Below are 22,393 nucleotides of genomic sequence, written 5' to 3' on the forward strand. Positions count from 1 at the left end.
GGCACAACGCAACATAACAGTTAGTTCTGCTCAGAAACCAGAATCGCTTGGGTATCCGGCTCCAGCGCTTTAAAGATATGTGCCTGGTCCGCGGGATAACAAATGTAATCCCCTTCGCCTAACTCTTCCGGCGCTTCAGTCAGTCCCACCAGCGCCTTCCCCTGCGTCACAATAATATGCTCAACAGACCCCGGCGGATGCGGGTGTGAGATGCGGTCGGCACCCGGTTGCGTCAACAACAGATAGATATCCCGCCGTGCGCCCGGTGGACAGGCCGCCAGCAAAATAGCCTGATAATGGGCCTGCTCCGCTACCACTTTGGTCCCTTCACCCCGGCGTATCACCTGCGTTTTTTGCACCACAGGCTCCAGCAGTCGCGCAAAGGGGATATCCAGCGCCACACACAGCGACCACAGCGTTTCCAGGCTAGGATTGCCATTACCCGCTTCCAGCTGCGAGAGCGTCGACTTCGCAATGCCCGCGCGGCGGGCGATTTCTGCCAGCGACAGACCGGTACGCTGACGTTCACGCACCAGGCTTTTCGCAATCATACTGATGGGTTGGGTCATACATGACTCCATGTTCTTTATATCGAACGAATCGTTCGACTTGTAAAGCAAACTTGTTGCGTTCATTATAATGGAAATTCGTTCGATATGGCTAAAGCAGGATGAAACATTATTTTTCCAGTCTCAAAGGCGACACGATAAAAGCAATATTTTTAGTCTGTCTGGCTGTCGGCGTAGTCGGCATGTCATACGGCTCGCTGGCGATGGCTTACGGCTTCCCGCTGTGGGTGCCGTTTGTGCTCTCGATTACAGTGCTGGCGGGTGCGTCTGAGTTTATGTTTATCGGGATTGTCGCCAGCGGCGGTAATCCTCTGGCTGCTGCAGCAGCAGGATTGCTGGTGAATGCCCGCCACGTGCCGTTTGGCGTGACGGTACGCGATCTGGTGGGAACGCGGGCCGCCAGTTTCCTCGGCTGCCATATCATGAACGATGAAAGCGTGGTGTTTGGCCTGTCGCAAAAAATGCCGGAGCAGCGCAAAGCCGCCTACTGGCTGTGCGGACTGGGCGTAGCCATTGTCTGGCCGCTGGGCACGCTGCTTGGGGCGATGGTTGGCAAGCTACTGCCCGCCCCAGAAACCATCGGCCTGGATGCCGTTTTCCCTGCCATTCTGCTGGCCTTAGTGGTCCCGGCATTTAAAAACCGTACCACGCTGGTTCGCGCCTGCAGCGGTGCTGCGCTGTCGCTCGCCGCCGTCCCGTTTGCGCCGGTGGGCCTGCCGGTACTGCTTTCACTGTTTGGCTTACTGGCGAGGAAAAAATAATGGGCAACATGACGCTGTTTATCGTCGGTATCGCCGTACTCTCTCTGGGAACCTATTTAATGCGTTTAGGTGGAGCAAAGTTGGGGAGCCGTCTGGCATTTTCCACGCGCTCGCAGGCGCTGCTTTCCGATGCCGCGACGGTATTACTGTTCTCCGTCGCGCTGGCGACCACCTTTTACGAAGGTGAGCACTTTGCTGGTATGGCGCGCGTTCTCGGCGTGGGGTTTGCAGTGTTCCTCGCCTGGCGCAAAGTGCCGTTGATTATGGTGATTATCGCCGCTGCTGTGGTGACGGCGTTGTTAAGGATGGCGGGAATAAACTAAAAAAGCGCCTCAAGGGCGCTCTTTCGACAGTACTGAGGTATTTTATTTCAGCAATTCAGCGGTCATATGCACACGGTTACCGCTGTAGGCCTGAGTGATTTTATAATCGCTTGCGCCAGCACGTTCCGCCTGAGCGGCAATTTTTGCTTCAGTGCTTTCCAGAGTTGACCCGGTAGCGGTAACAGACTGAGCAGCGAAAGAACCGAAAGAGGTAGCAAGAGCGATAACTGCGACAAAAGTTTTGATGCTTTTCATGATGTAAACCCTTTAATTTAGTTGTTTGAGTAAGGCACCGTGCCTTGATGTGATAAATAATAGCGCTCACACCGCACAACTAAAAGCGGAAGGATTTGCCAGTCTTATTCAAATTATTTGAGAGATAATATGTCAGCCGAATACGATCAAAAATTGCTGTCAGGCTCGCGAAAAAAACCACTCTCTGCGGGCAGTTGGTTACTGCGTCAAGGTGAAAGGCAAAGCAAAATTTATTATTTACATCATGGCGTTGCCCGTGCGGTGTATCACGCAGACAACGGTTCAGAACGGGTGAAAGAGTTTTACTTCCCGGGTGAATATTGTTTTCTGTACCTGAACTGGCTAACCCACACCTCGGCAGATTACAGCCTGCAAATGATCACCCCGGGCGAAATCAGTGAAATCTCGCTGGCATTGCTGGATGCGCCGGAACATCAGGACATCAACACACAGCTCCTAGTCCAGCAGTTGATCTACAAAGAGAAAAAAGAACAAATGCTGCTGCTTAATACGCCAGAACAACGCTACCAGTATGTTCAGACACACTTTCCCAGTTGGGAATTGCAGCTCACTCAGCGGGACCTCGCCCACTACATTGGCATTACGCCCGTTAGCCTGTCCCGCATTCGCCAGCGCCTTAACAAAGGTTAACGCATTCGCTTTTCGCATAGATTATTGTCCCGCCACTCTTCACAAGATGGCGCGCATGATGAACGCATTTTTTCTCTCTCAGCTGCTGGCCTGCATCAGCTTTGTGCTGGATATTTCAGCCTTTCATTTCCGGCGTCGGGCGATGACGTTAGTGCTGTTGACCAGCTCAACCAGCCTGCTGGCCATTCATTTTTATCTTTTGCATCAACCCGCCGCCGCAGGATTAATGCTCATCGCCGCCTGTCGTTATGCGATAGCCATCGTGACGCAACGCCGCTGGGCCATGTGGGGATTTATGATTGGGTCACTGCTGTGTAGTGCTTATCTCTGGCAGGGAATGTGGGGCCTGCTGCCGCTCGCAGGAAGCCTGCTGATGACCTATGCGTCGTTTCAGACACAGGGTGGAAAATTACGTGGATACACATTGTGTGGCAGCCTGTGCTGGCTACTGAACAATGCCATCGTCGGCTCGCCCGTTGCTGTCATGATGGAGCTGGCATTCTCAGGCAGCATTGTGGCAGCCTGGTGGCGTTACTCCGCCACCAGACGTTCCGGATGCGTATAAATCGTCGCCCTGCCCGGTTTACAAAAACCCACCAGCGTCAGGTTACAGCGTTCGGCTACTTCTACGGCCAGTGTCGTCGCGGCAGAGACAGCAAACAGAATCTCCACGCCGCACATCGCCGACTTTTGCACCATCTCATAGCTGGCGCGACTGGAGACTAAAACGGCTCCCTGCCGCCATGTTTCGCCTTCAATTGCACGCCGCCCGAGCAGTTTATCCAGCGCCACGTGACGGCCCACATCTTCATGCCCTCCCGCCAGGTTCCCCGACGGCTGGACCCAGGCCGCTGCGTGCGTACAGCCCGTCAGTTGCCCCACGGGCTGGAAGTCGTGCAGATGCTTTAACGCGCGATCGAGGTCCGCCAGGTTAAACGTCTGAGTAAACGCCAAAGGCTGAACCGGCTTGCCAATGTCATTGAGCTGTTCCACGCCGCAAACGCCACAACCGGTACGACCGGCCAGCGCGCGTCGACGCTCTTTCAGCCCCATAAAACGGCGGCTGGACAGTTCAACCTGAACTTCTAATCCGTTACAGGAAGGTACCACTTCCATGCCGTAGATATCCTGCGGGGACTCAATAATGCCTTCAGAAAGTGAAAAGCCCATCGCAAAATGCTCAAGATCTTTCGGTGACGCCATCATCACCACGTGCGAAATCCCGTTGTACACCAGCGCCACGGGCACTTCTTCAGCGACGACATCCGGCTGAGGATGTTGCAAATCCTCGCGTTTCCAGAGGGTCAACTGGCGCGATCCCGTCAAAGTTGTCACATTTTCGATGTTTTCTTGAATAATCTTATTCACTTTCTTTTAACCATATTGGAACACACATACCAACATTGTGGTATTCTTTACAAATCCCTCCTGGACGGAGGGAAATTCACCCAATTCTGGACCTTTGCGGTCCCGTCCGCAAAGAAAAATAACAACCACTTCCCTCGCGGTCGCGATACATCTACGCGAAGGGAACGTGACAATGTCGAAACAAGGAGCGAACCATGCAGGTCAGCAGAAGGCAGTTCTTTAAGATCTGCGCTGGCGGTATGGCAGGCACCACGGCAGCGGCACTGGGTTTTGCACCCGGCGTAGCGCTAGCGGAAACACGGCAATATAAACTGCTGCGTACCCGTGAAACCCGTAACACCTGCACTTACTGTTCCGTTGGCTGTGGACTGTTAATGTACAGTCTCGGTGACGGTGCGAAAAACGCCAAAGCATCCATCTTCCATATCGAGGGCGATCCGGACCATCCGGTGAACCGTGGCGCGCTGTGCCCGAAAGGGGCTGGTCTGGTGGATTTCATCCACTCCGAAAGCCGGCTGAAATTCCCGGAATACCGTGCACCAGGCTCCGATAAGTGGCAACAAATTAGCTGGGATGAGGCATTTGACCGCATCGCGAAGCTGATGAAAGAAGACCGCGACGCTAACTACGTTGCGCAGAACGCCGAAGGCGTCACCGTTAACCGCTGGCTTTCCACCGGGATGCTGTGTGCTTCCGCCTCCAGTAATGAAACCGGCTATTTAACGCAAAAATTCTCCCGCGCGCTGGGTATGCTCGCGGTCGACAACCAGGCGCGCGTCTGACACGGACCAACGGTAGCAAGTCTTGCTCCAACATTTGGTCGCGGTGCGATGACCAACCACTGGGTCGACATTAAAAATGCCAACCTCGTTGTGGTGATGGGCGGTAACGCCGCTGAAGCTCACCCGGTCGGATTCCGCTGGGCGATGGAAGCCAAAATTCACAACGGCGCGAAGCTGATTGTGGTCGATCCTCGCTTTACGCGAACCGCAGCGGTGGCAGATTTCTATGCACCCATTCGTTCCGGTACTGACATTGCCTTCTTGTCAGGCGTCTTGCTGTACCTGCTGAATAACGAAAAATTCAACCGCGAATATACCGAAGCCTACACCAACGCCAGTCTGATTGTGCGTGAAGATTATGGCTTCGAAGATGGCCTTTTCACCGGCTATGACGCGGACAAACGCAAGTACGATAAAACCAGCTGGAACTACGAGCTGGATGAAAAAGGCTTCGCCAAACGCGATGTTACGCTGCAACACCCGCGCTGCGTGTGGAATCTGCTGAAACAGCACGTTTCCCGCTACACGCCGGATGTTGTCGAAAACATTTGCGGTACGCCGAAGGCTGATTTCCTGAAAGTCTGCGAATACATCGCTGAAACCAGCGCCAAAGACAAAACCGCGTCGTTCCTGTACGCGCTGGGCTGGACGCAGCACTCCGTGGGCGCGCAGAACATTCGCACCATGGCGATGATCCAGCTTCTGCTCGGCAATATGGGGATGGCAGGCGGTGGCGTTAACGCCCTGCGCGGTCACTCCAATATTCAGGGTCTGACTGACTTAGGCCTGCTGTCGCAGAGCCTGCCTGGTTACATGACGCTGCCAAGCGAAAAGCAAACCGACCTGCAAACTTACCTTGCGGCCAACACGCCAAAACCGTTGCTGGAAGGTCAGGTAAACTACTGGGGCAACTACCCGAAATTCTTCGTCTCGATGATGAAGGCCTTCTTTGGTGATAAAGCGACAGCGGAAAATAGCTGGGGCTTCGACTGGCTGCCGAAGTGGGATAAAGGGTACGACGTGCTGCAGTACTTCGAGATGATGAACCAGGGCAAAGTGAATGGCTACATCTGCCAGGGCTTCAACCCGGTCGCCTCATTCCCGAACAAAAACAAGGTCGTGGCTTCACTGTCAAAACTGAAGTTCCTGGTGACTATCGACCCACTCAACACCGAAACGTCCACCTTCTGGCAAAACCACGGTGAGTCGAACGATGTGGATCCGTCAAAAATCCAGACCGAAGTGTTCCGTCTGCCGTCCACCTGCTTCGCCGAAGAAAACGGCTCAATCGTTAACTCCGGACGCTGGCTGCAGTGGCACTGGAAAGGCGCGGATGCCCCAGGGATTGCCGCCACCGACGGTGAAATCCTCGCCGGTATCTTCCTGCGCATGCGCAAGATGTACGCCGAACAGGGGGGAGCGAACCCGGAACAGGTGCTGAGCATGACCTGGAACTACTCCACGCCGCATGAACCTGCTTCAGAAGAAGTGGCGATGGAGAGCAACGGTAAAGCCCTGGCTGATATCACCGACCCGGCAACCGGTGCGGTGATCGTCAAGAAAGGCCAACAGCTTAGTTCATTTGCCCAACTGCGCGATGACGGCACTACCTCCAGCGGCTGCTGGATATTTGCCGGTAGCTGGACACCGGAAGGCAACCAGATGGCGCGTCGTGATAACGCCGACCCGTCGGGCCTGGGCAACACGCTGGGCTGGGCATGGGCATGGCCGCTCAACCGTCGCATTCTGTATAACCGCGCCTCCGCTGACCCGCAGGGGAATCCGTGGGATCCAAAACGTCAGATCCTGAAATGGGATGGGGCGAAATGGAGCGGGATGGATATTCCGGACTACAGCGCCGCCGCACCGGGCAGCAACGTCGGGCCGTTTATCATGCAGCCCGAAGGGATGGGACGCCTGTTTGCTATCGATAAGATGGCGGAAGGGCCGTTCCCGGAACACTACGAGCCGTTTGAAACACCGCTGGGCACCAACCCGCTGCACCCAAACGTTATCTCTAACCCGGCTGCCCGTATCTTTAAAGGCGATGAAGAAGCACTGGGCAAAGCGGATAAGTTCCCGTACGTCGGGACGACCTACCGTCTGACCGAGCACTTCCACTACTGGACCAAGCACGCGCTGCTAAACGCCATCGCTCAGCCGGAACAGTTTGTGGAAATTGGCGAGAAGCTGGCAAACAAGCTCGGCATCTCCCACGGCGATACCGTTAAGGTCTCTTCTAACCGCGGCTACATCAAAGCCAAAGCGGTGGTGACCAAACGTATTCGCACGCTGAAGGCCAACGGTCAGGATATCGACACCATCGGTATTCCGATCCACTGGGGCTACGAAGGTGTGGCGAAAAAAGGCTTTATCGCTAACACGTTAACACCATTCGTCGGTGATGCGAACACGCAGACGCCGGAATTTAAGTCCTTCCTCGTGAACGTGGAAAAGGTGTAACGGAGACGACCTATGGCTTATCAATCGCAAGACATCATTCGTCGATCCGCCACTAACGGTTTCACCCCCGCGCCTCAGGCGCGGGATCACCAGGAGGAAGTGGCCAAGCTCATCGACGTCACCACCTGCATCGGTTGTAAAGCCTGTCAGGTGGCCTGCTCAGAGTGGAACGATATCCGCGATGAAATCGGCAGCAACGTTGGGGTGTACGACAACCCCGCCGATTTGACCGCCAAATCCTGGACGGTGATGCGCTTCTCGGAAGTGGAACAAGACGACAAACTGGAGTGGCTGATCCGCAAGGATGGCTGCATGCACTGTGCCGATCCGGGCTGCCTGAAGGCGTGTCCGGCGGAAGGGGCAATCATTCAGTATGCCAACGGCATTGTCGACTTCCAGTCCGAGCAGTGCATTGGCTGCGGCTACTGCATTGCAGGCTGTCCGTTCGACGTGCCGCGCCTCAACCCGGAAGACAATCGCGTCTATAAATGTACGCTGTGCGTTGACCGTGTTGTGGTAGGACAAGAACCGGCCTGCGTGAAAACCTGCCCAACCGGCGCGATTCATTTCGGCACCAAAGAGTCGATGAAAACGCTGGCAGGCGAGCGCGTGGCAGAGCTGAAAACCCGTGGCTACGATAACGCCGGACTGTACGATCCGATAGGCGTTGGCGGTACGCACGTTATGTACGTACTGCATCATGCCGACAAGCCGAATCTGTACCATGGCCTGCCGGAAAACCCGGAAATCAGCGCCACCGTGAAGTTCTGGAAAGGCATCTGGAAACCCCTCGCAGCGGTCGGCTTTGCAGCGACATTTGCGGCCAGCATCTTCCACTACGTCGGCGTAGGTCCGAACCGTGCGGAAGAGGAAGAAGACAATCTGCATGAAGAAAAAGACGAGGTGCGCAAATGAAACGGCGTGACACCATCGTGCGCTATACAGCGCCGGAACGCATCAACCACTGGGTCACCGCCTTCTGCTTCATGTTGGCGGCGATAAGCGGGCTGGGCTTTTTCTTCCCATCCTTCAACTGGCTGATGCAAATCATGGGCACCCCGCAGCTGGCGCGAATTCTGCACCCGTTTGTCGGCGTGATTATGTTTGCCTCGTTTATCATCATGTTTTTCCGTTACTGGCACCACAATCTAATCAATCGGGATGATATCTTTTGGGCGAAGAATATTCGTAAGATCGTCGTCAACGAGGAAGTAGGTGACACGGGACGTTATAACTTCGGCCAGAAATGCGTATTCTGGGCGGCGATTATCTTCCTGGTCCTGTTGCTGGTGAGCGGAGTGATCATCTGGCGCCCGTATTTTGCGCCTGCTTTCTCAATCCCGGTGATCCGATTCGCGTTAATGCTGCATTCATTTGCCGCAGTAGCGTTAATTGTGGTTATCATGGTGCACATTTACGCCGCCCTTTGGGTGAAAGGCACCATTACCGCGATGGTGGAAGGATGGGTAACCAGTTCATGGGCGAAGAAACATCACCCGCGCTGGTACCGTGAAGTCCGCCAGAAACAGGAAAAGTCATCTGAATGAGTATTCGCATAATCCCGCAAGATGAGCTGGGTTCGAGCGAGAAACGCACGGCGGATATGATTCCGCCGTTATTGTTCCCCAGACTCAAAAATTTGTATAACCGCCGTGCTGAGCGTCTGCGCGAGCTGGCCGAAAACAACCCGCTGGGTGATTATCTGCGCTTTGCTGCGCTGATCGCTCATGCGCAGGAAGTGGTGTTGTACGACCATCCGCTGCAGATGGACCTGACCGCACGCATCAAAGAAGCGAACGATCAGGGCAAACCGCCGCTGGATATCCACGTTCTGCCGCGCGATAAGCACTGGCAAAAACTGCTGCAATCGTTAATTGCTGAGCTGAAACCGGAAATGAGCGGCCCTGCGTTAGCGGTGATCGAGAATCTGGAAAAAGCCTCCGAGCAAGAGCTGGAGCTGATGGCCAGCGCGCTGTTCGCTTCTGATTTTGCGTCCGTCAGCAGTGATAAAGCGCCGTTCATCTGGGCCGCGCTGTCGCTCTACTGGGCACAAATGGCAAGCCTGATCCCCGGCAAAGCCCGAGCGGAATACGGTGAACAGCGCCAGTTCTGCCCGGTGTGCGGTTCGATGCCGGTCTCCAGCATGGTGCAAATCGGTACCACTCAGGGGCTGCGCTATCTGCACTGCAACCTGTGTGAAACCGAGTGGCACGTGGTGCGCGTGAAGTGCAGCAACTGCGAGCAAAGCCGTGATTTGAACTACTGGTCACTGGATAACGAACAGTCTGCGATTAAAGCTGAAAGCTGCGGCGACTGCGGGACTTACCTGAAGATTCTGTATCAGGAAAAAGACCCCAATGTCGAAGCCGTTGCCGACGACCTCGCCTCGCTGATGCTGGACGCGCACATGGAGCAAGAGGGCTTTGCCCGCAGCTCCATCAACCCGTTCCTGTTCCCGGGTGAAGGGGAGTAAGTTGTAAGATCTTCCCCCGGCAAGTGAACCAGACTGCCGGGGATTATCTTAGCGCCTGAATGACATGTTTTGGATCATTGGCAATGGCACGTAACAACGCTTTTGCTGGACCGGTCGGTGAACGACGCCCCTGCTCCCAATTTCGTAACGTATCCACGCTTACCGATATCAAATCTGCGAAACGAGTCTGTGATAATCCTGAAGACTGGCGGATTTCCTTTATTTTCATGGCGTCAATATGAAAGGTACGAGAAGGCTGCCGCGTTCCTTCAGCGATCTCATTCATCTGAATCATACTTTGAGTTAATCGCTCAAATAGTGCCTTATCCATTTACCACCCCTCATTCAACATACGCAGCAGTACTTTTTCTTGTGGAGTCAGATCATCCTTGATCCCTTTCTGATAAATCAGCAACAAACGAATTTGTGATTTCCTGATTTGATGAAAGTAGATAATCCTTACACCGCCACGTTTTCCTTTCCCTCTCGCTCTCCAGCGAACCTTTCTCAGGCCCCCTGTATCTTGTATCAGATCGCCACAATCGGGCTGAATCGTAAGGAATATCTGTAGTCTACGGTATTCATCATCATCCAGTAATTTTTTGACGTCTTCAGTAAAGATTTCCGTTTCTATGAATAACATTTTGAGTACGCCATTGGACTATATTAATAGAAATACACTATACGTCAATGGCGTATAGTGTATTTTTCTCACAATACCGAATTCAAACCGCAGAAACCAATGACGGTATTTAATCTGCGAGCCGCTTTCCAGAATCATACACGCCCCCTTTTTTCCCATTTTCATTCGTGAGTATCCAGGTTATAAACCTGTATATATATACAGATAAGGAGAATAATAAATGGCACTGGAAAACGGGATTACACAGCTGGTTGAGGCATTTATCGCCGCAGGACGCCCCTCTTCACGCGAGCAGAGTATTGATGATCGGAGAGCGGGCTACATCGCCAGTACCGTACTGGCTGGAGAAACAGAAACCCGCGTACAGGTTGAAGACATTGAACTTGATGCCATGACATTTCGCGTTGTTTCGCCGCTTAACGCCACGGGAAATCTACCCTGTATTATTTACTATCACGGCGGTTGCTTTGTCAGCGGCGGGTTTGCCACACACGATAATCAGTTAAGGCAGCTTGCCTTTTACAGCGGTTGTCGGGTGATTGCCGTGCAGTACCGTCTTGCGCCAGAGCATACGTTCCCGGCAGCTCACGACGATGCCGAAAGCGGGGCCAATATCATCTGGAAATATGCCGAGGAACTGGGCGTAGACCGCAACAGAATAACCCTTGCTGGAGACAGTGCGGGGGGGCACCTGGCACTGGTCACTGCGCTACGCCTGAAAACGGCACGTCAGTGGCAACCTGCACAGCTCATACTGATTTACCCCATGCTCGATGCCACTGCCAGTTTTGCCAGCTACGCCAGCAATGGTCAGGATTACATTATCACTCGCGACACGCTGCTTTCTGGCTACGAGATGTATTTGCCACACACCGACTCACAGCACCCGGAAGCCAGCCCGCTGTGGCGGGACGATTTCACCGGTTTACCACCGGTCCATATTATTACCGCTGAATTTGACCCGCTGTGTGATGAGGGTGAAGCGTTATATCAACGACTGCAGGAGCAGAGCGTGGCGTGCTCCTGCCAGCGCTACCTCGGCGTTATTCACGGATTTTTCCAGCTCGGAGGTGTGAGCCAGGCGGCACGGAACGCCATGCGTGACGTGGCCTGGCGTGTTGCAACACGCGAATAAAACGCGAACGGGATAGAATGAAAAACAGGGATTTGCCCCTACTCCTCTTCGTTCCCGCCTTCTTCGTAGGCACCAAACGGCTTTGCAGGTAGCACAATGTAGGTGCCTTCAAACACCACGCCCGCCGTGTCATCGCCAAAGACCTCTACCTGCATCTGGACACGCGCCTTACGGCCTCTCGCCAGACGGTCAAGATCGCCACTCAGCGAACCCAGATCGGCAATGGCCGTCGGTTTCCCGGTGATCGGTCTGCTGTAGCGGATATGCGCATCGGCGAGGATAATCGTTCCGCCCAAATGGCGCTCGCGCAGCATTAACCAGATAAGCCCCCAACCGGTTAACGTGGCCAGTGAAAACAGGCTCCCGGCAAACAGGGTGTGGTGCGGGTTTTGATTGCCGGTTTCGGGCATCGTGGTAATGAATTTTTGCCCGGTATACTGCTGAATACGCACGCCCATTTTCTCGCTCAGCGGAATATGTTCGTACCAGGCCTGCTGGAGCTGTCCACACCAGTCGCCGCGATGAAGAATATCATCCAGCGTAGCAATGGGCTTGATCATCAAAAAGTGGCGTACCGGCGTGGTTTGCGGCGTGGTGATTTCACCCTGGCTCACAAAACCCAGCTTGGCAAAAAATTCGACCGCATCTTCACGGGCGCTACAGGTTACGCGCTTGACCCCTTCCTGACGCGCCACAGATTCCAGGGTCATCGCCATCAGCGTTCCTAAGCCTTTCTCCTGCACGGACGGGTCAACGGCCATAAAGCGTATAGAGGCTTCGTTATCCGCATTGATATACAAACGCCCTACCGCGACCAGATTGCCCTCTTCATCCACCACCATCTGGTGGTGCGCCATCGCATCCCAGGCATCCCGCTCTGAGCCTTTTGGCTGATGCAGCGGTTTACGCAGCATCTCCCAGCGGAACTGGTAGTAACGCGCTAATTCTTCTTCTGTTTGCGGTACTCGAAGGTGATACATAGTTGTATTCTCTCTTGTTACCCGCGGCCACGCCGGAAGTTGGTTCATACCTGCAACCAGAACGTCACGGGGCCATCGTTAACCAGTGAAACCTGCATATCCGCAGCAAATCGTCCGGTTTGCGTATTCATTTCCTGTTGGCGACAACGCTCAACAAAGTATTCATATAGCGCTTCAGCACGTTCAGGCGCAGCGCCTTTTGAAAAGCCCGGACGCATACCGCGTTCGGTATCCGCTGCCAGCGTAAACTGTGAAACCACCAGCACACTGCCGCCAGCCTGTTGTACGTTCAGGTTCATCTTACCGTCGGCATCGCTAAAAATTCGATAGCCAAGCACGCGTTCACACAGGCGGTTCGCTTTCTGTTCGTCATCATCCCTTTCGACACCTAATAGGACTAAAAGTCCTGGGCCAATTTCACCCGTCACCTCATCCTCCACGGTGACGCTGGCACGGGTTACGCGCTGAATTAATGCAATCATGGTTGCTCTGCTTCTTCTTGTTCTGCGAGTTGTTTGAGTTTGCGGTATTCCCCGAGAGTGACAGTTATTTCCGCACCTAGCAAGACGATACACCACGTCCAGTATACCCAGACGAATAAAATGGGGATCACCGCCAGCACGCCGTAAATAAGCTGATAAGACGGGAACATCGTGATATAGAGCGCAAATCCTTTCTTCCCGGCTTCGAACAGCACCGCGGCGACAAAAGCGCCGATCACCGCATCACGATTGGGTACGCGCGTGGTGGGTACAATGCTGTACAGCAGCCAGAACGAGAGCCAGGAGAGCACCAGCGGTAAGACCCTCAGGACGTTATCAATAACCGTGTTGAGATCGCTGGCCCAACGCAGGGACAAAAGATAAGAACTGATCGCCAAACTGGCACCCGCCAACAGCGGGCCCAGCGTTAAAATCATCCAGTACACCGCAAACGAATATACTTTGGGCCGGGTGCGCTTGCTGCGCCAAATGGTATTCAGTGCGCTGTCGATGGCATACATCAGCAAAAGCGCCGTCACAATCAGCCCGCATGCGCCCACCGCCGTCATTTTGTTCGAGTTCGCGACAAACTGTTCGATATAGCGCTGAATAACGTCGCCGGTGGCCGGAATAAAATTAGCAAAAATGAAATGCCGCAGCTGGATGCTGACGTCAGAAAACATGGGAAATGCAGCGAAAAGCGCAAAAACAACGGCAATAAGCGGCACTAACGAGAGCAACGAGACGTAAGCCAGGTTGCCCGCCAACGTCGTCATATTGTCCTCATCGATGCGTTGCCATAGTAACTTCAGCCAGGCCCGTACAGGACGCGTATGGTGCCTGGCTTTTTGATGCACGTTTTTTAGCATAACACCGTCGCGAAATAGTCAGGTATGGTCGTTTTATCAACGACCAGGATGCTGGTGATCCCTAACTGGTTAGCCCCTTCAATATTATCGGCGTTATCATCAAAAAAGACCGTATCTGCGGCAGAAAAACCTTCGGACTGCAGAACATGCTGGTAAATCCGCGCTTCGGGTTTACGCATGCCGAGTTCCTGAGAAAGATAGATATGGTCCGCAGCCTGGCGAACTTCTGGGTACTCGTCCGGCCAGAATGTCGTATGCAGGCGGTTGGTATTCGACAGCACCACGACACGATGCCCCTGCTCGCGCAGTTTATGCATGATGTCGATAACGTCGGGGCGTAGCGCAACAAAAACGGCCTGCCAGCCATGGGAAAACTGTTCGTAACTCAACGGCAGCGCCATGTCGTGGCATAGCGCCTCGGCAAACGCTTCATCGGTTATTTCACCTCGCTCATGCTGGCGAAAAGCCTCCCCCATGGTGAAACTTTGCTTTAGTGAAGCCAGCGGGACACGGCTCAGATCGCTCCATGTGCCTAACACGCGATTGAAGTCGATATCGACAATCACATTACCCAAATCAAAGATATAGAGCATGTCCTTCTCCTTACTCGCCATGGATGAATAACTGTAGCGGGAAAGGAGAAGTTTGACTATGCGTGCGTGATGGCTTTGACGTTTCCGAGTCACCACTAGAGGGGATTACATTGCCAGAGCGTCATCCTGGGAGGGACTCACCTGTACAATTTCCACCTGCTGCGACTGGAGCAGGTTGTGCAATGCCGGACCGGGATACTCATCGGTAAACAACGCCGTCACCTGAGACACGTTACCAATCTCTACCGCTGCGGAAGCCGTGTATTTCGTATGATCGGCAGCCAGCAGAATATGCCGCGAATGGGCAATCATCGTTTTCACCACGCTGGCTTCGTTGACATCAAATTCCAGCAGCGCGCCATCGTTTTCTATCGCCCCGACGCTGGTCACCAGATAATCTGCCCGAAAATCAGCCACAAACGCAGTGGCGGAAGGGCCGATAATCCCGCTGTTGTGCGGGCGCAACGTCCCGCCGGGCACCATCACCTCGAAGCGCGGGTTGTTATACAGAATATGCGCCACCCGCAGACTGTTGGTGATAATGCGCAAATGGTTATGGTTTAACAGCGCCCGCGCCACCTGTTCAACGGTGGTACCGATGGTAATAAACACCGTTGAACCATCTGGAATATAGTCAGCCACCGCTTCTGCGATGGCTTTTTTCTCTTCCGTCCAGGAGACTTCACGCTGCTCGAACGCCGTATTAACCACGCTCGACGCTCTGCCCGCCCCACCGTGGTGACGCGTAATCAATCCCTGTTCGCTGAGTTTACGAATATCGCGACGCACGGTCTGCGTGGAAACACCCAGCAGGCTGGCCAGCTCGTCAATATTCATATAACCGCGCTCGCTAATCAGCATCAGCAGCTGATCGTGCCGCGGGTTACCGGTCAGTTCGGTAAGACTCATGAAATTTCCTCGAAAAACCATTGCCCTGGCATTTTATACAAAAAGTGACAGAAAAGATCGGGTTTGATCACAGTCAGGAATACCCGCACGCCCACCCGGGCGCGTACATTTCAGCGCTGCGACTCCGCTGGCGAACCTGACGGCATCTTCCATAGCGTTACCGGAAGCCAGACTGAAGGCCAGCGCGCCGTGAAAAACATCTCCAGCACCGGTAGTATCAACCACATCCACGGCGAATCCAGGCTGATGCTGTAACACATTATTTTTTATCCAGTCGCAGCCTTCCCCGCCTCGCGTCACATAGACATGTCCATTTGTGAGCGTTTGTGCTTTTTTCAGTCCAGCCTCAGGTTCTTCTATCCCGGTTAGACGCGCCAGACCCGGTTCTGAGAATGCCGCATGATCGCTTAACGCCACCAACTCGCTAATGTCCTGAGGCGTAACGTCACCATCCAGAACGGTGATGACGCCCGCCTGACGCGCAAGAGTAAATGCCTGCTTTGCGCCTTCGTGCCAGCGAACATCTGCCAGCACCACGTCCCACTGGGAAAAATCAATCGCATGCAACCAGTCGGCATTCGGCAGTAAGTCCGGGCTGGGGTAGTTGACGATAATCCGCTCCCCTTTCGCATCAACCATGATTGCCGATTGCGAAGAGTTTGCTCCTGTATAGCGCCGAGTGTAGCGGGTATTTACCCCCAGGGATTCAAGCTCCGCCAGCAGGCTATTTCCGGTGTCGTCATCGCCCACACGGCCAATAAAGTCCACCTGCGCGCCCAACTTCGCCGCAGCCACTGCCGCCGTTGCGGCAGGCCCTCCCCCCACTTCCGTATAGCGCTTCGCCACATATTTCCCCCCTTCAGTCGGTAAGCCTTCTACGTAATAGATGCGATCCATCACGGCAATACCCACACAAGCAATACGAATCATGGTCATTCCTCAAATGTTTTGGATGGGATCATTTTAATTTCACAAAATGTTTAAAAAGTGACGGCTGTCAATTTTTTGACCATAAATTACAAATACGATCAAAAACAGACAGAAAAGACCGATTTTGAATGACAAAAAATGACATCCACGTCTCAGGAGAAGGTTATGGCAGTTATAGCATTTATCGGATTAGGTCAGATGGGTTCCCCCATGGCGGGCAACCTGCTGAAGCAGGGCCATCAGCTCAGCGTCTATGACGTTAACCCAGATGCCGTACAGCAGCTGGTTGAAAAAGGGGCTCGCTCTGCCACCAGTCCGGCTGAGGCGGCGAAAGACGCAGAGTTTGTCATCACCATGCTGCCAAACGGCGATCTGGTACGCGGCGTTTTATTCGGTGAACAAGGCGTTTGTGAAAGCCTTTCCCCGCAGGCGCTGGTGATTGATATGTCGACCATTCATCCACTGCAAACCGACAAGCTGATTACCGATATGCGTGCCAGGGGCTTGTGCATGATGGATTGTCCGGTCGGACGCACTTCCGATCACGCGGTCGCGGGGACATTGCTGCTGCTGGCGGGTGGCACGGCAGAACAAGTCGAACGCGCCACTCCAGTGCTGATGGCGATGGGCAGCGAACTGATTAACGCAGGCGGGCCGGGCATGGGCATCCGCGTGAAGCTTATCAACAACTATATGAGCATTGCGCTGAATGCGCTGTCTGCCGAAGCCGCCGTGCTGTGCGAGGCACTCGGTCTCTCCTTCGATGTGGCCTTGAAAGTGATGAGCGGGACCCCCGCCGGAAAAGGCCACTTCACCACCTCCTGGCCTAACAAAGTGCTGAAAGGCGATCTTTCCCCGGCCTTCATGATCGATCTGGCCCACAAAGATCTTGGCATCGCGCTGGATGTTGCCAATCAGTTGCATGTACCGATGCCGCTCGGTGCCGCCTCTCGAGAGGTTTATAACCAGGCACGTGCCGCAGGTCGTGGTCGTGAAGACTGGACCGCCATTCTTGAGCAGGTGCGTAACAGCGCCGGACTGACTGCCAAAGTAAAAATGTAACGACTGTATAAAGGAAAATTGAATGAACAACTACACCATCAAAGACATTACGCGTGCATCCGGCGGTTTTGCCATGCTGGCAGTCGATCAGCGTGAAGCCATGCGCTTAATGTTTGCCGCTGCGGGTGCGAAATCCCCGGTCAGCGACAGCGTGCTGACCGATTTCAAAGTGAATGCGGCAAAAATCCTTTCTCCTTATGCCTCGGCCATTCTGGTCGATCAGCAATTCTGTTACCGCCAGGTGGTGGAGCAAAACGCGGTAGCCAAAAGCTGCGCCATGATTGTTGCCGCCGATGCGTTTATTCCGGGCAACGGCATTCCTGTTGATAGCGTAGTGATTGATAAAAGTATCGATCCGCAGGCCGTTAAGCAAGACGGCGCCAAGGCGTTAAAACTGCTGGTGCTGTGGCGTAGCGATGAAGATGCCCAGCAGCGTCTGGATATGGTGAAAGAATTTAATGAGATGTGCCACTCCAGTGGCTTGCTGAGCATTATCGAACCGGTGGTTCGTCCACCGCGTCGCGGCGATAAGTTCGATCGCGAGCAGGCCATTATCGATGCCGCTAAAGAACTGGGTGACAGCGGTGCCGATCTCTACAAGGTCGAAATGCCGCTGTACGGCAAGGGCTCTGCGCAAGAGCTACTCACCGCCTCCCAACGCCTGAATGAAAACATCAATATGCCGTGGGTCATTCTCTCCTCCGGTGTGGATGAAAAACTGTTCCCTCGCGCGGTCAGCGTGGCCATGACCGCAGGCGCATCCGGCTTCCTGGCCGGGCGCGCGGTCTGGTCATCGGTTGTGGGATTACCGGATACCGAACTGATGCTGCGCGATGTTTCCGCGCCTAAATTGCAGCGTCTTGGCGATATCGTCGATGAAATGATGGCCCGCCGCCGTTAATACGAGGATAGAAGAATGAAATGGTTTAACACCTTGAGCCACAACAGCTGGCTGGAGCAGGAAACCGACCGCATCTTTAACTTTGGCAAGAACGCGGCAGTACCGACCGGATTTGGCTGGCTGGGAAACAGTGGCCAGGTCAGAGCAGATATGGGAACGCATTTGTGGATCACCGCCCGCATGCTGCACGTCTATTCTGTTGCCGCGTCCATGGGTCGTCCCGGCGCATATCAGTTGGTCAGTCACGGGATTAACGCCCTGAACGGTGCACTGCGCGACAAACGCTACGGCGGCTGGTACGCCTGCGTCAATGACAAAGGCGTGATGGATGCCTCCAAGCAGGGCTATCAGCATTTCTTTGTGTTGCTTGGCGCGGCAAGCGCCGTCACTACCGGTCATCCGCAGGCCCGACAGCTGCTCGATGACGCCATCGAAGTGATTGAAAAATACTTCTGGAGTGAAGATGAGCAGATGTGCCTGGAGTCCTGGGACGAAGCCTTCAGCCAGACAGAAGATTATCGCGGCGGCAACGCCAACATGCACGCAGTTGAAGCCTTTCTTATCGTTTACGACGTCACCCACGACCGTAAATGGCTGGATCGGGCGCTGCGCATCGCGTCGGTGATTATTCACGACGTGGCCCGCAGCGGCGAGTATCGGGTCAACGAACATTTCGATTCGCAGTGGAACCCGATTCGCGATTACAACAAAGACAACCCTGCTCACCGCTTTCGCGCCTACGGCGGTACACCGGGCCACTGGATTGAGTGGGGCCGCCTGATGCTGCATCTGCATGCCGCGCTGGAAGCGCGCTTCGAAACGCCACCCGCCTGGCTGCTGGAAGATGCTAAAGGTCTGTTCCACGCCACCATCCGCGATGCCTGGGCTCCCGATGGCGCTGACGGCTTTGTTTACTCAGTGGACTGGGACGGCAAACCGATCGTCCGCGAAAGAGTGCGTTGGCCGATAGTCGAAGCCATGGGCACCGCCTACGCCCTGTATACCCTCACCGGCGACAGCCAGTACGAAGCCTGGTACCAGACGTGGTGGGATTACTGCATCACTTATCTGATGGACTACGAGACCGGTTCATGGTGGCAGGAGCTGGATGCCGATAACAAGGTGACGACCAAAGTCTGGGACGGCAAGCAAGATATTTACCACCTGCTGCACTGCCTGGTGATCCCGCGCCTGCCCCTGGCACCTGGGCTGGCTCCGGCGGTTGCTGCTGGTCTTCTGGATATCAACGCAAAATAGGTCATAAGGATAGCTGCCATGCACAGCGGCGGAAAAACCATTCAACTTCAGGCCGGACACTATCAGGCAAAAATCGTCACGGTTGGCGCGGGACTGGCGGAACTGACGCACCATGGGCGTCACGTCGTTATTCCACACAAACCTGAAGAGATGCCGCTGGCGCATCTGGGGAAAATACTGGTTCCCTGGCCTAATCGCGTAGCAAACGGCTGCTACCAGCATAACGGCAAGAGATTGCAGCTTGCCGTCAATGACCCTGCTTCGCAGAGCGCAATTCATGGCCTTTTAGCCTGGCGGGATTGGCAGATTAATCAGCAGTCGGTATCCGAGGTGTCACTGACGATTTTTCTGCCGCCCTCATATGGCTACCCGTTTGCGCTGGTATCAGAGGTGATTTACCGGCTGGATGCCGCCGACGGGCTGCACGTTTCTATTTGTACGCAGAACGTGGGCGAGGACACGGCGCCTTATGGTGCAGGGGCGCACCCCTATTTGACCTGCAATCTGCAACACATCGACAGCTGTGAATTAACACTGCCGGCGAGCGAAGAAACGCATGATGAACGGGATTTCACTTCGCCGAATTTACTCGCGCAAACCGTAATTGATCATACGTTCAGGACCCTGTCACCCGACGCGGGATGGGAAGTCAGAATGACCAGCCGTTCGCAAAATATGTCCACCTTTTTACGTAGCCACCAGCCCTGGCTGCAGGTGTATACCGGCGAGAAGTTAGCAAGGCGTGGCCTGGCGGTAGAACCCATGACCTGCCCGCCCGACGCCTTCAATTCTGGGATTAGCCTGATTCATCTCGCGCCCGGAGAAAAACACCAACTGAATTTTTTAATCGGCAGTGAATAACAGATTTCCGACAAATTACCGAATTACCCTATGTTTACGGAGACGATAATGAATTCGCTACAACAACGGTCAACTGCATTAGAACTCACCGCGTTACAGGATGGCTTTACGCTAACGTATCAGCAGCGCCTGATTCTGCGCCATACCTCGCAAACCCCTTGCCTGTGGATCGGCGCAGGCGTTGCCGACATTGACATGTTCCGCGGCAACTTCAGCATTAAAGACAAGCTCAATGAGAAGATTGCCCTGACCGACGCCACGGTCAGCGAATCACCGAACGGCTGGCGGGTAGATTTCAGCCGCGGTAATACCATTAACGCAACCCTGCATATCTCCACTGATGAACAGGGCCGCCTGAAGCTGGATCTGCATAACGAGGATCTCAGCCATAACCGCATCTGGTTACGTCTGGCCGCCAGAGTGGATGACCATATCTACGGCTGCGGTGAACAGTTCTCTTACTTTGATTTACGCGGCAAGCCGTTCCCGCTGTGGACCAGCGAACAAGGGGTGGGCCGCAACAAAAACAGCTATGTGACCTGGCAGGCAGACTGCAAAGAGAACGCGGGCGGCGACTATTACTGGACTTTCTTCCCGCAGCCGACCTTCGTCAGCACGCAAAAATACTACTGCCACGTTGATAACAGCTGCTACATGAATTTCGACTTTAGCGCACCGGAGTATCACGAGCTGGCGCTGTGGGAAGACAAAACCACCCTGCGCTTTGAGTGCGCTGGCACCTATATTTCCCTGCTGGAAAAACTGACCGCGCTGTTAGGCCGCCAGCCAGAGCTGCCGGACTGGATTTACGACGGCGTTACGCTGGGTATTCAGGGCGGCACCGAGGTTTGCCAGAACAAACTGGACACCATGCGTAATGCGGGCGTGAAGGTGAACGGCATTTGGGCGCAGGACTGGTCCGGGATCCGTATGACCTCCTTTGGCAAACGCGTGATGTGGAACTGGAAGTGGAACAGCGACAACTATCCGCAGCTGGATAGCCGCATTAAACAGTGGAAAGAAGAAGGCGTACAGTTCCTCTCGTATATCAATCCGTACGTTGCCAGCGATAAAGACCTGTGCGCGGAAGCGGCGGCTCGCGGCTATCTGGCAAAAGATGCCGCTGGCGGTGACTATCTGGTTGAGTTCGGCGAGTTCTACGGCGGCGTGGTCGATCTGACCAACCCGGAAGCCTACGACTGGTTCAAAGACGTCATCAAAAAGAACATGATTGAGCTGGGATGCGGAGGCTGGATGGCGGATTTTGGCGAATATCTGCCGACCGATACGTATCTGCACAACGGCGTCAGCGCCGAGATCATGCATAACGCCTGGCCTGCACTGTGGGCGAAGTGTAACTACGAAGCGCTACAGGAAACCGGCAAGCTCGGTGAGATCCTGTTCTTTATGCGTGCGGGTTACACCGGCAGCCAGAAGTACTCCACCATGATGTGGGCAGGCGACCAAAACGTGGACTGGAGTCTTGATGATGGCCTGGCTTCGGTCGTGCCTGCCGCACTTTCACTGGCAATGACCGGCCACGGCTTGCACCACAGCGATATCGGCGGTTACACCACCCTGTTTGAGATGAAGCGCACGAAAGAGCTGCTGCTGCGCTGGTGCGACTTCAGCGCCTTCACGCCAATGATGCGCACCCACGAAGGCAACCGCCCGGGCGATAACTGGCAGTTCGATGGTGATGCAGAAACCATCGCCCATTTTGCCCGCATGACCACCGTGTTCACCACCCTGAAACCGTATCTCAAGCAGGCCGTCGCGCAAAACAGCGCCACCGGACTGCCGGTGATGCGCCCGCTGTTCCTGCATTATGAAGACGATGCCACCACCTACACCCTGAAATACCAGTATCTGCTGGGTCAGGATCTGCTGGTTGCGCCGGTTCACGAGCAGGGTAAGCACGACTGGACGCTGTATCTGCCAGAAGACAGTTGGGTCAACGTCTGGACCGGCGAAACGCATCAGGGTGGAGAAGTCACCGTCGATGCGCCTATTGGCAAGCCTCCGGTCTTCTATCGCGCGAAGAGTGAATGGGCATCACTGTTTGCCACTTTACGCAGCATCTAATCAGGCTCGCCCGCGCGGAAACTCGCGGGCAAATGAGGGAT

The 22,393-nt window shown here is 54.5% G+C and carries 25 protein-coding genes; 14 read left to right on the top strand and 11 right to left on the bottom strand.

What is annotated here, in order from left to right:
* Positions 1 to 20: 20 nt before the first annotated feature.
* Positions 21 to 569 carry a helix-turn-helix domain-containing protein gene (locus QNN86_RS21520; RefSeq protein ID WP_096758847.1) on the bottom strand — a complete coding sequence of 183 codons (549 nt, stop codon included), beginning with the start codon at positions 567 to 569 and terminating at the stop codon, positions 21 to 23.
* Positions 570 to 670: 101 nt separating this feature from the next.
* On the opposite strand from QNN86_RS21520, the gene QNN86_RS21525 reads away from it, so the two are divergent.
* Entirely contained in the window at positions 671 to 1,330 is a 660-nt protein-coding gene (locus QNN86_RS21525) for an AzlC family ABC transporter permease (RefSeq protein WP_146717405.1), read from the top strand.
* The gene (locus QNN86_RS21530; protein ID WP_115259804.1) at positions 1,330 to 1,653 is read left to right on the top strand and encodes an AzlD domain-containing protein; all 324 of its coding nucleotides are present in this window, start codon (positions 1,330 to 1,332) and stop codon (positions 1,651 to 1,653) included. The genes QNN86_RS21525 and QNN86_RS21530 overlap by 1 nt, the downstream gene beginning before the upstream one ends.
* A gap of 42 nt (positions 1,654 to 1,695) precedes the next feature.
* Here the strand turns inward: QNN86_RS21530 and QNN86_RS21535 are convergent, their stop codons facing one another.
* Positions 1,696 to 1,908, bottom strand: coding sequence for a YdgH/BhsA/McbA-like domain containing protein (locus tag QNN86_RS21535; protein ID WP_135912774.1), 213 nt, complete (start codon positions 1,906 to 1,908; stop codon positions 1,696 to 1,698).
* A 129-nt stretch (positions 1,909 to 2,037) separates the two neighbouring features.
* Here QNN86_RS21535 and QNN86_RS21540 point away from each other — a divergent pair, with 129 nt between their 5' ends.
* Both QNN86_RS21540 and QNN86_RS21545 read left to right on the top strand, forming a co-directional pair.
* Positions 2,038 to 2,559 (top strand): Crp/Fnr family transcriptional regulator, encoded by a 522-nt coding sequence (locus QNN86_RS21540; RefSeq protein ID WP_414212311.1) that lies wholly within the window; start codon positions 2,038 to 2,040, stop codon positions 2,557 to 2,559.
* A 55-nt stretch (positions 2,560 to 2,614) separates the two neighbouring features.
* Positions 2,615 to 3,124: a YgjV family protein gene (locus tag QNN86_RS21545; protein WP_249414508.1), complete on the top strand. Its 510-nt coding sequence runs from the start codon at positions 2,615 to 2,617 to the stop codon at positions 3,122 to 3,124.
* Here the strand turns inward: QNN86_RS21545 and fdhD are convergent.
* Positions 3,091 to 3,927, bottom strand: a complete 837-nt coding sequence (gene fdhD / locus QNN86_RS21550) for a formate dehydrogenase accessory sulfurtransferase FdhD (protein WP_117343644.1) — start codon at positions 3,925 to 3,927, stop codon at positions 3,091 to 3,093. The two genes, QNN86_RS21545 and fdhD, sit on opposite strands and share 34 nt — an antisense overlap.
* Positions 3,928 to 4,121: 194 nt before the next feature.
* On the opposite strand from fdhD, the gene fdnG reads away from it, so the two are divergent.
* The 4 genes from fdnG to fdhE are packed head-to-tail and all read left to right on the top strand — an operon-like array spanning position 4,122 to position 9,645.
* Positions 4,122 to 7,172 (top strand): formate dehydrogenase-N subunit alpha, encoded by a 3,051-nt coding sequence (gene fdnG / locus QNN86_RS21555; RefSeq protein WP_117343643.1) that lies wholly within the window; start codon positions 4,122 to 4,124, stop codon positions 7,170 to 7,172.
* 12 nt (positions 7,173 to 7,184) lie between these two features.
* Positions 7,185 to 8,087: a formate dehydrogenase O subunit beta gene (gene fdoH / locus QNN86_RS21560; RefSeq protein WP_115259809.1), complete on the top strand. Its 903-nt coding sequence runs from the start codon at positions 7,185 to 7,187 to the stop codon at positions 8,085 to 8,087.
* Entirely contained in the window at positions 8,084 to 8,719 is a 636-nt protein-coding gene (fdoI, locus tag QNN86_RS21565; protein ID WP_096758858.1) for a formate dehydrogenase cytochrome b556 subunit, read from the top strand. The genes fdoH and fdoI overlap by 4 nt, the downstream gene beginning before the upstream one ends.
* The gene (gene fdhE / locus QNN86_RS21570) at positions 8,716 to 9,645 is read left to right on the top strand and encodes a formate dehydrogenase accessory protein FdhE (protein WP_096758859.1); all 930 of its coding nucleotides are present in this window, start codon (positions 8,716 to 8,718) and stop codon (positions 9,643 to 9,645) included. Before fdoI ends, fdhE begins: the two co-directional genes overlap by 4 nt.
* 43 nt (positions 9,646 to 9,688) lie before the next feature.
* Here fdhE and nadS read toward each other — a convergent pair whose 3' ends face one another.
* A complete protein-coding gene (nadS, locus tag QNN86_RS21575; protein WP_079939299.1) occupies positions 9,689 to 9,976 on the bottom strand; it encodes a NadS family protein in 288 nt (95 codons plus the stop codon).
* Entirely contained in the window at positions 9,977 to 10,288 is a 312-nt protein-coding gene (locus QNN86_RS21580) for a toxin HigB-2 (RefSeq protein WP_100193804.1), read from the bottom strand.
* Positions 10,289 to 10,508: 220 nt separating this feature from the next.
* On the opposite strand from QNN86_RS21580, the gene QNN86_RS21585 reads away from it, so the two are divergent.
* Complete coding sequence (locus QNN86_RS21585; protein WP_279277428.1) at positions 10,509 to 11,423, top strand: alpha/beta hydrolase; 915 nt, start codon at positions 10,509 to 10,511, stop codon at positions 11,421 to 11,423.
* Positions 11,424 to 11,461: 38 nt separating this feature from the next.
* On the opposite strand, the gene fabY is transcribed toward QNN86_RS21585, so the two are convergent.
* From fabY to QNN86_RS21615, 6 genes are all read right to left on the bottom strand, one after another.
* A complete protein-coding gene (gene fabY / locus QNN86_RS21590) occupies positions 11,462 to 12,403 on the bottom strand; it encodes a fatty acid biosynthesis protein FabY (RefSeq protein ID WP_181618151.1) in 942 nt (313 codons plus the stop codon).
* A 44-nt stretch (positions 12,404 to 12,447) separates the two neighbouring features.
* Entirely contained in the window at positions 12,448 to 12,885 is a 438-nt protein-coding gene (gene dtd / locus QNN86_RS21595; protein WP_181618152.1) for a D-aminoacyl-tRNA deacylase, read from the bottom strand.
* A complete protein-coding gene (locus QNN86_RS21600) occupies positions 12,882 to 13,754 on the bottom strand; it encodes a virulence factor BrkB family protein (protein WP_181618153.1) in 873 nt (290 codons plus the stop codon). Before QNN86_RS21600 ends, dtd begins: the two co-directional genes overlap by 4 nt.
* Entirely contained in the window at positions 13,748 to 14,347 is a 600-nt protein-coding gene (gene yihX, locus QNN86_RS21605) for a glucose-1-phosphatase (protein ID WP_096758866.1), read from the bottom strand. Before yihX ends, QNN86_RS21600 begins: the two co-directional genes overlap by 7 nt.
* A 105-nt stretch (positions 14,348 to 14,452) precedes the next feature.
* Positions 14,453 to 15,256, bottom strand: a complete 804-nt coding sequence (locus tag QNN86_RS21610) for a DeoR/GlpR family DNA-binding transcription regulator (protein ID WP_279277429.1) — start codon at positions 15,254 to 15,256, stop codon at positions 14,453 to 14,455.
* Between the two features lie 33 nt (positions 15,257 to 15,289).
* Positions 15,290 to 16,186 (bottom strand): sugar kinase, encoded by an 897-nt coding sequence (locus tag QNN86_RS21615; RefSeq protein ID WP_279277430.1) that lies wholly within the window; start codon positions 16,184 to 16,186, stop codon positions 15,290 to 15,292.
* Between the two features lie 165 nt (positions 16,187 to 16,351).
* On the opposite strand from QNN86_RS21615, the gene yihU reads away from it, so the two are divergent.
* From yihU to QNN86_RS21640, 5 genes are read left to right on the top strand one after another with little or no spacing between them, the layout of a single operon-like run.
* On the top strand, positions 16,352 to 17,248 hold the full coding sequence (yihU, locus tag QNN86_RS21620; protein WP_181498739.1) for a sulfolactaldehyde 3-reductase: 897 nt from the start codon (positions 16,352 to 16,354) through the stop codon (positions 17,246 to 17,248).
* Between the two features lie 22 nt (positions 17,249 to 17,270).
* Positions 17,271 to 18,149: a sulfofructosephosphate aldolase gene (gene yihT, locus QNN86_RS21625; protein ID WP_279277431.1), complete on the top strand. Its 879-nt coding sequence runs from the start codon at positions 17,271 to 17,273 to the stop codon at positions 18,147 to 18,149.
* 15 nt (positions 18,150 to 18,164) lie between these two features.
* Positions 18,165 to 19,406 carry a sulfoquinovose isomerase gene (gene yihS / locus QNN86_RS21630; protein WP_414212312.1) on the top strand — a complete coding sequence of 414 codons (1,242 nt, stop codon included), beginning with the start codon at positions 18,165 to 18,167 and terminating at the stop codon, positions 19,404 to 19,406.
* A 3-nt stretch (positions 19,407 to 19,409) separates the two neighbouring features.
* Positions 19,410 to 20,267, top strand: a complete 858-nt coding sequence (locus tag QNN86_RS21635) for an aldose-1-epimerase (protein WP_414212321.1) — start codon at positions 19,410 to 19,412, stop codon at positions 20,265 to 20,267.
* A gap of 48 nt (positions 20,268 to 20,315) precedes the next feature.
* Positions 20,316 to 22,352, top strand: coding sequence for an alpha-glucosidase (locus QNN86_RS21640; RefSeq protein WP_414212313.1), 2,037 nt, complete (start codon positions 20,316 to 20,318; stop codon positions 22,350 to 22,352).
* Positions 22,353 to 22,393: the final 41 nt, after the last annotated feature.

This window comes from Citrobacter sp. C348 (assembly GCF_047467975.1).
Classification (GTDB): Bacteria; Pseudomonadota; Gammaproteobacteria; order Enterobacterales; family Enterobacteriaceae; genus Citrobacter; species Citrobacter gillenii.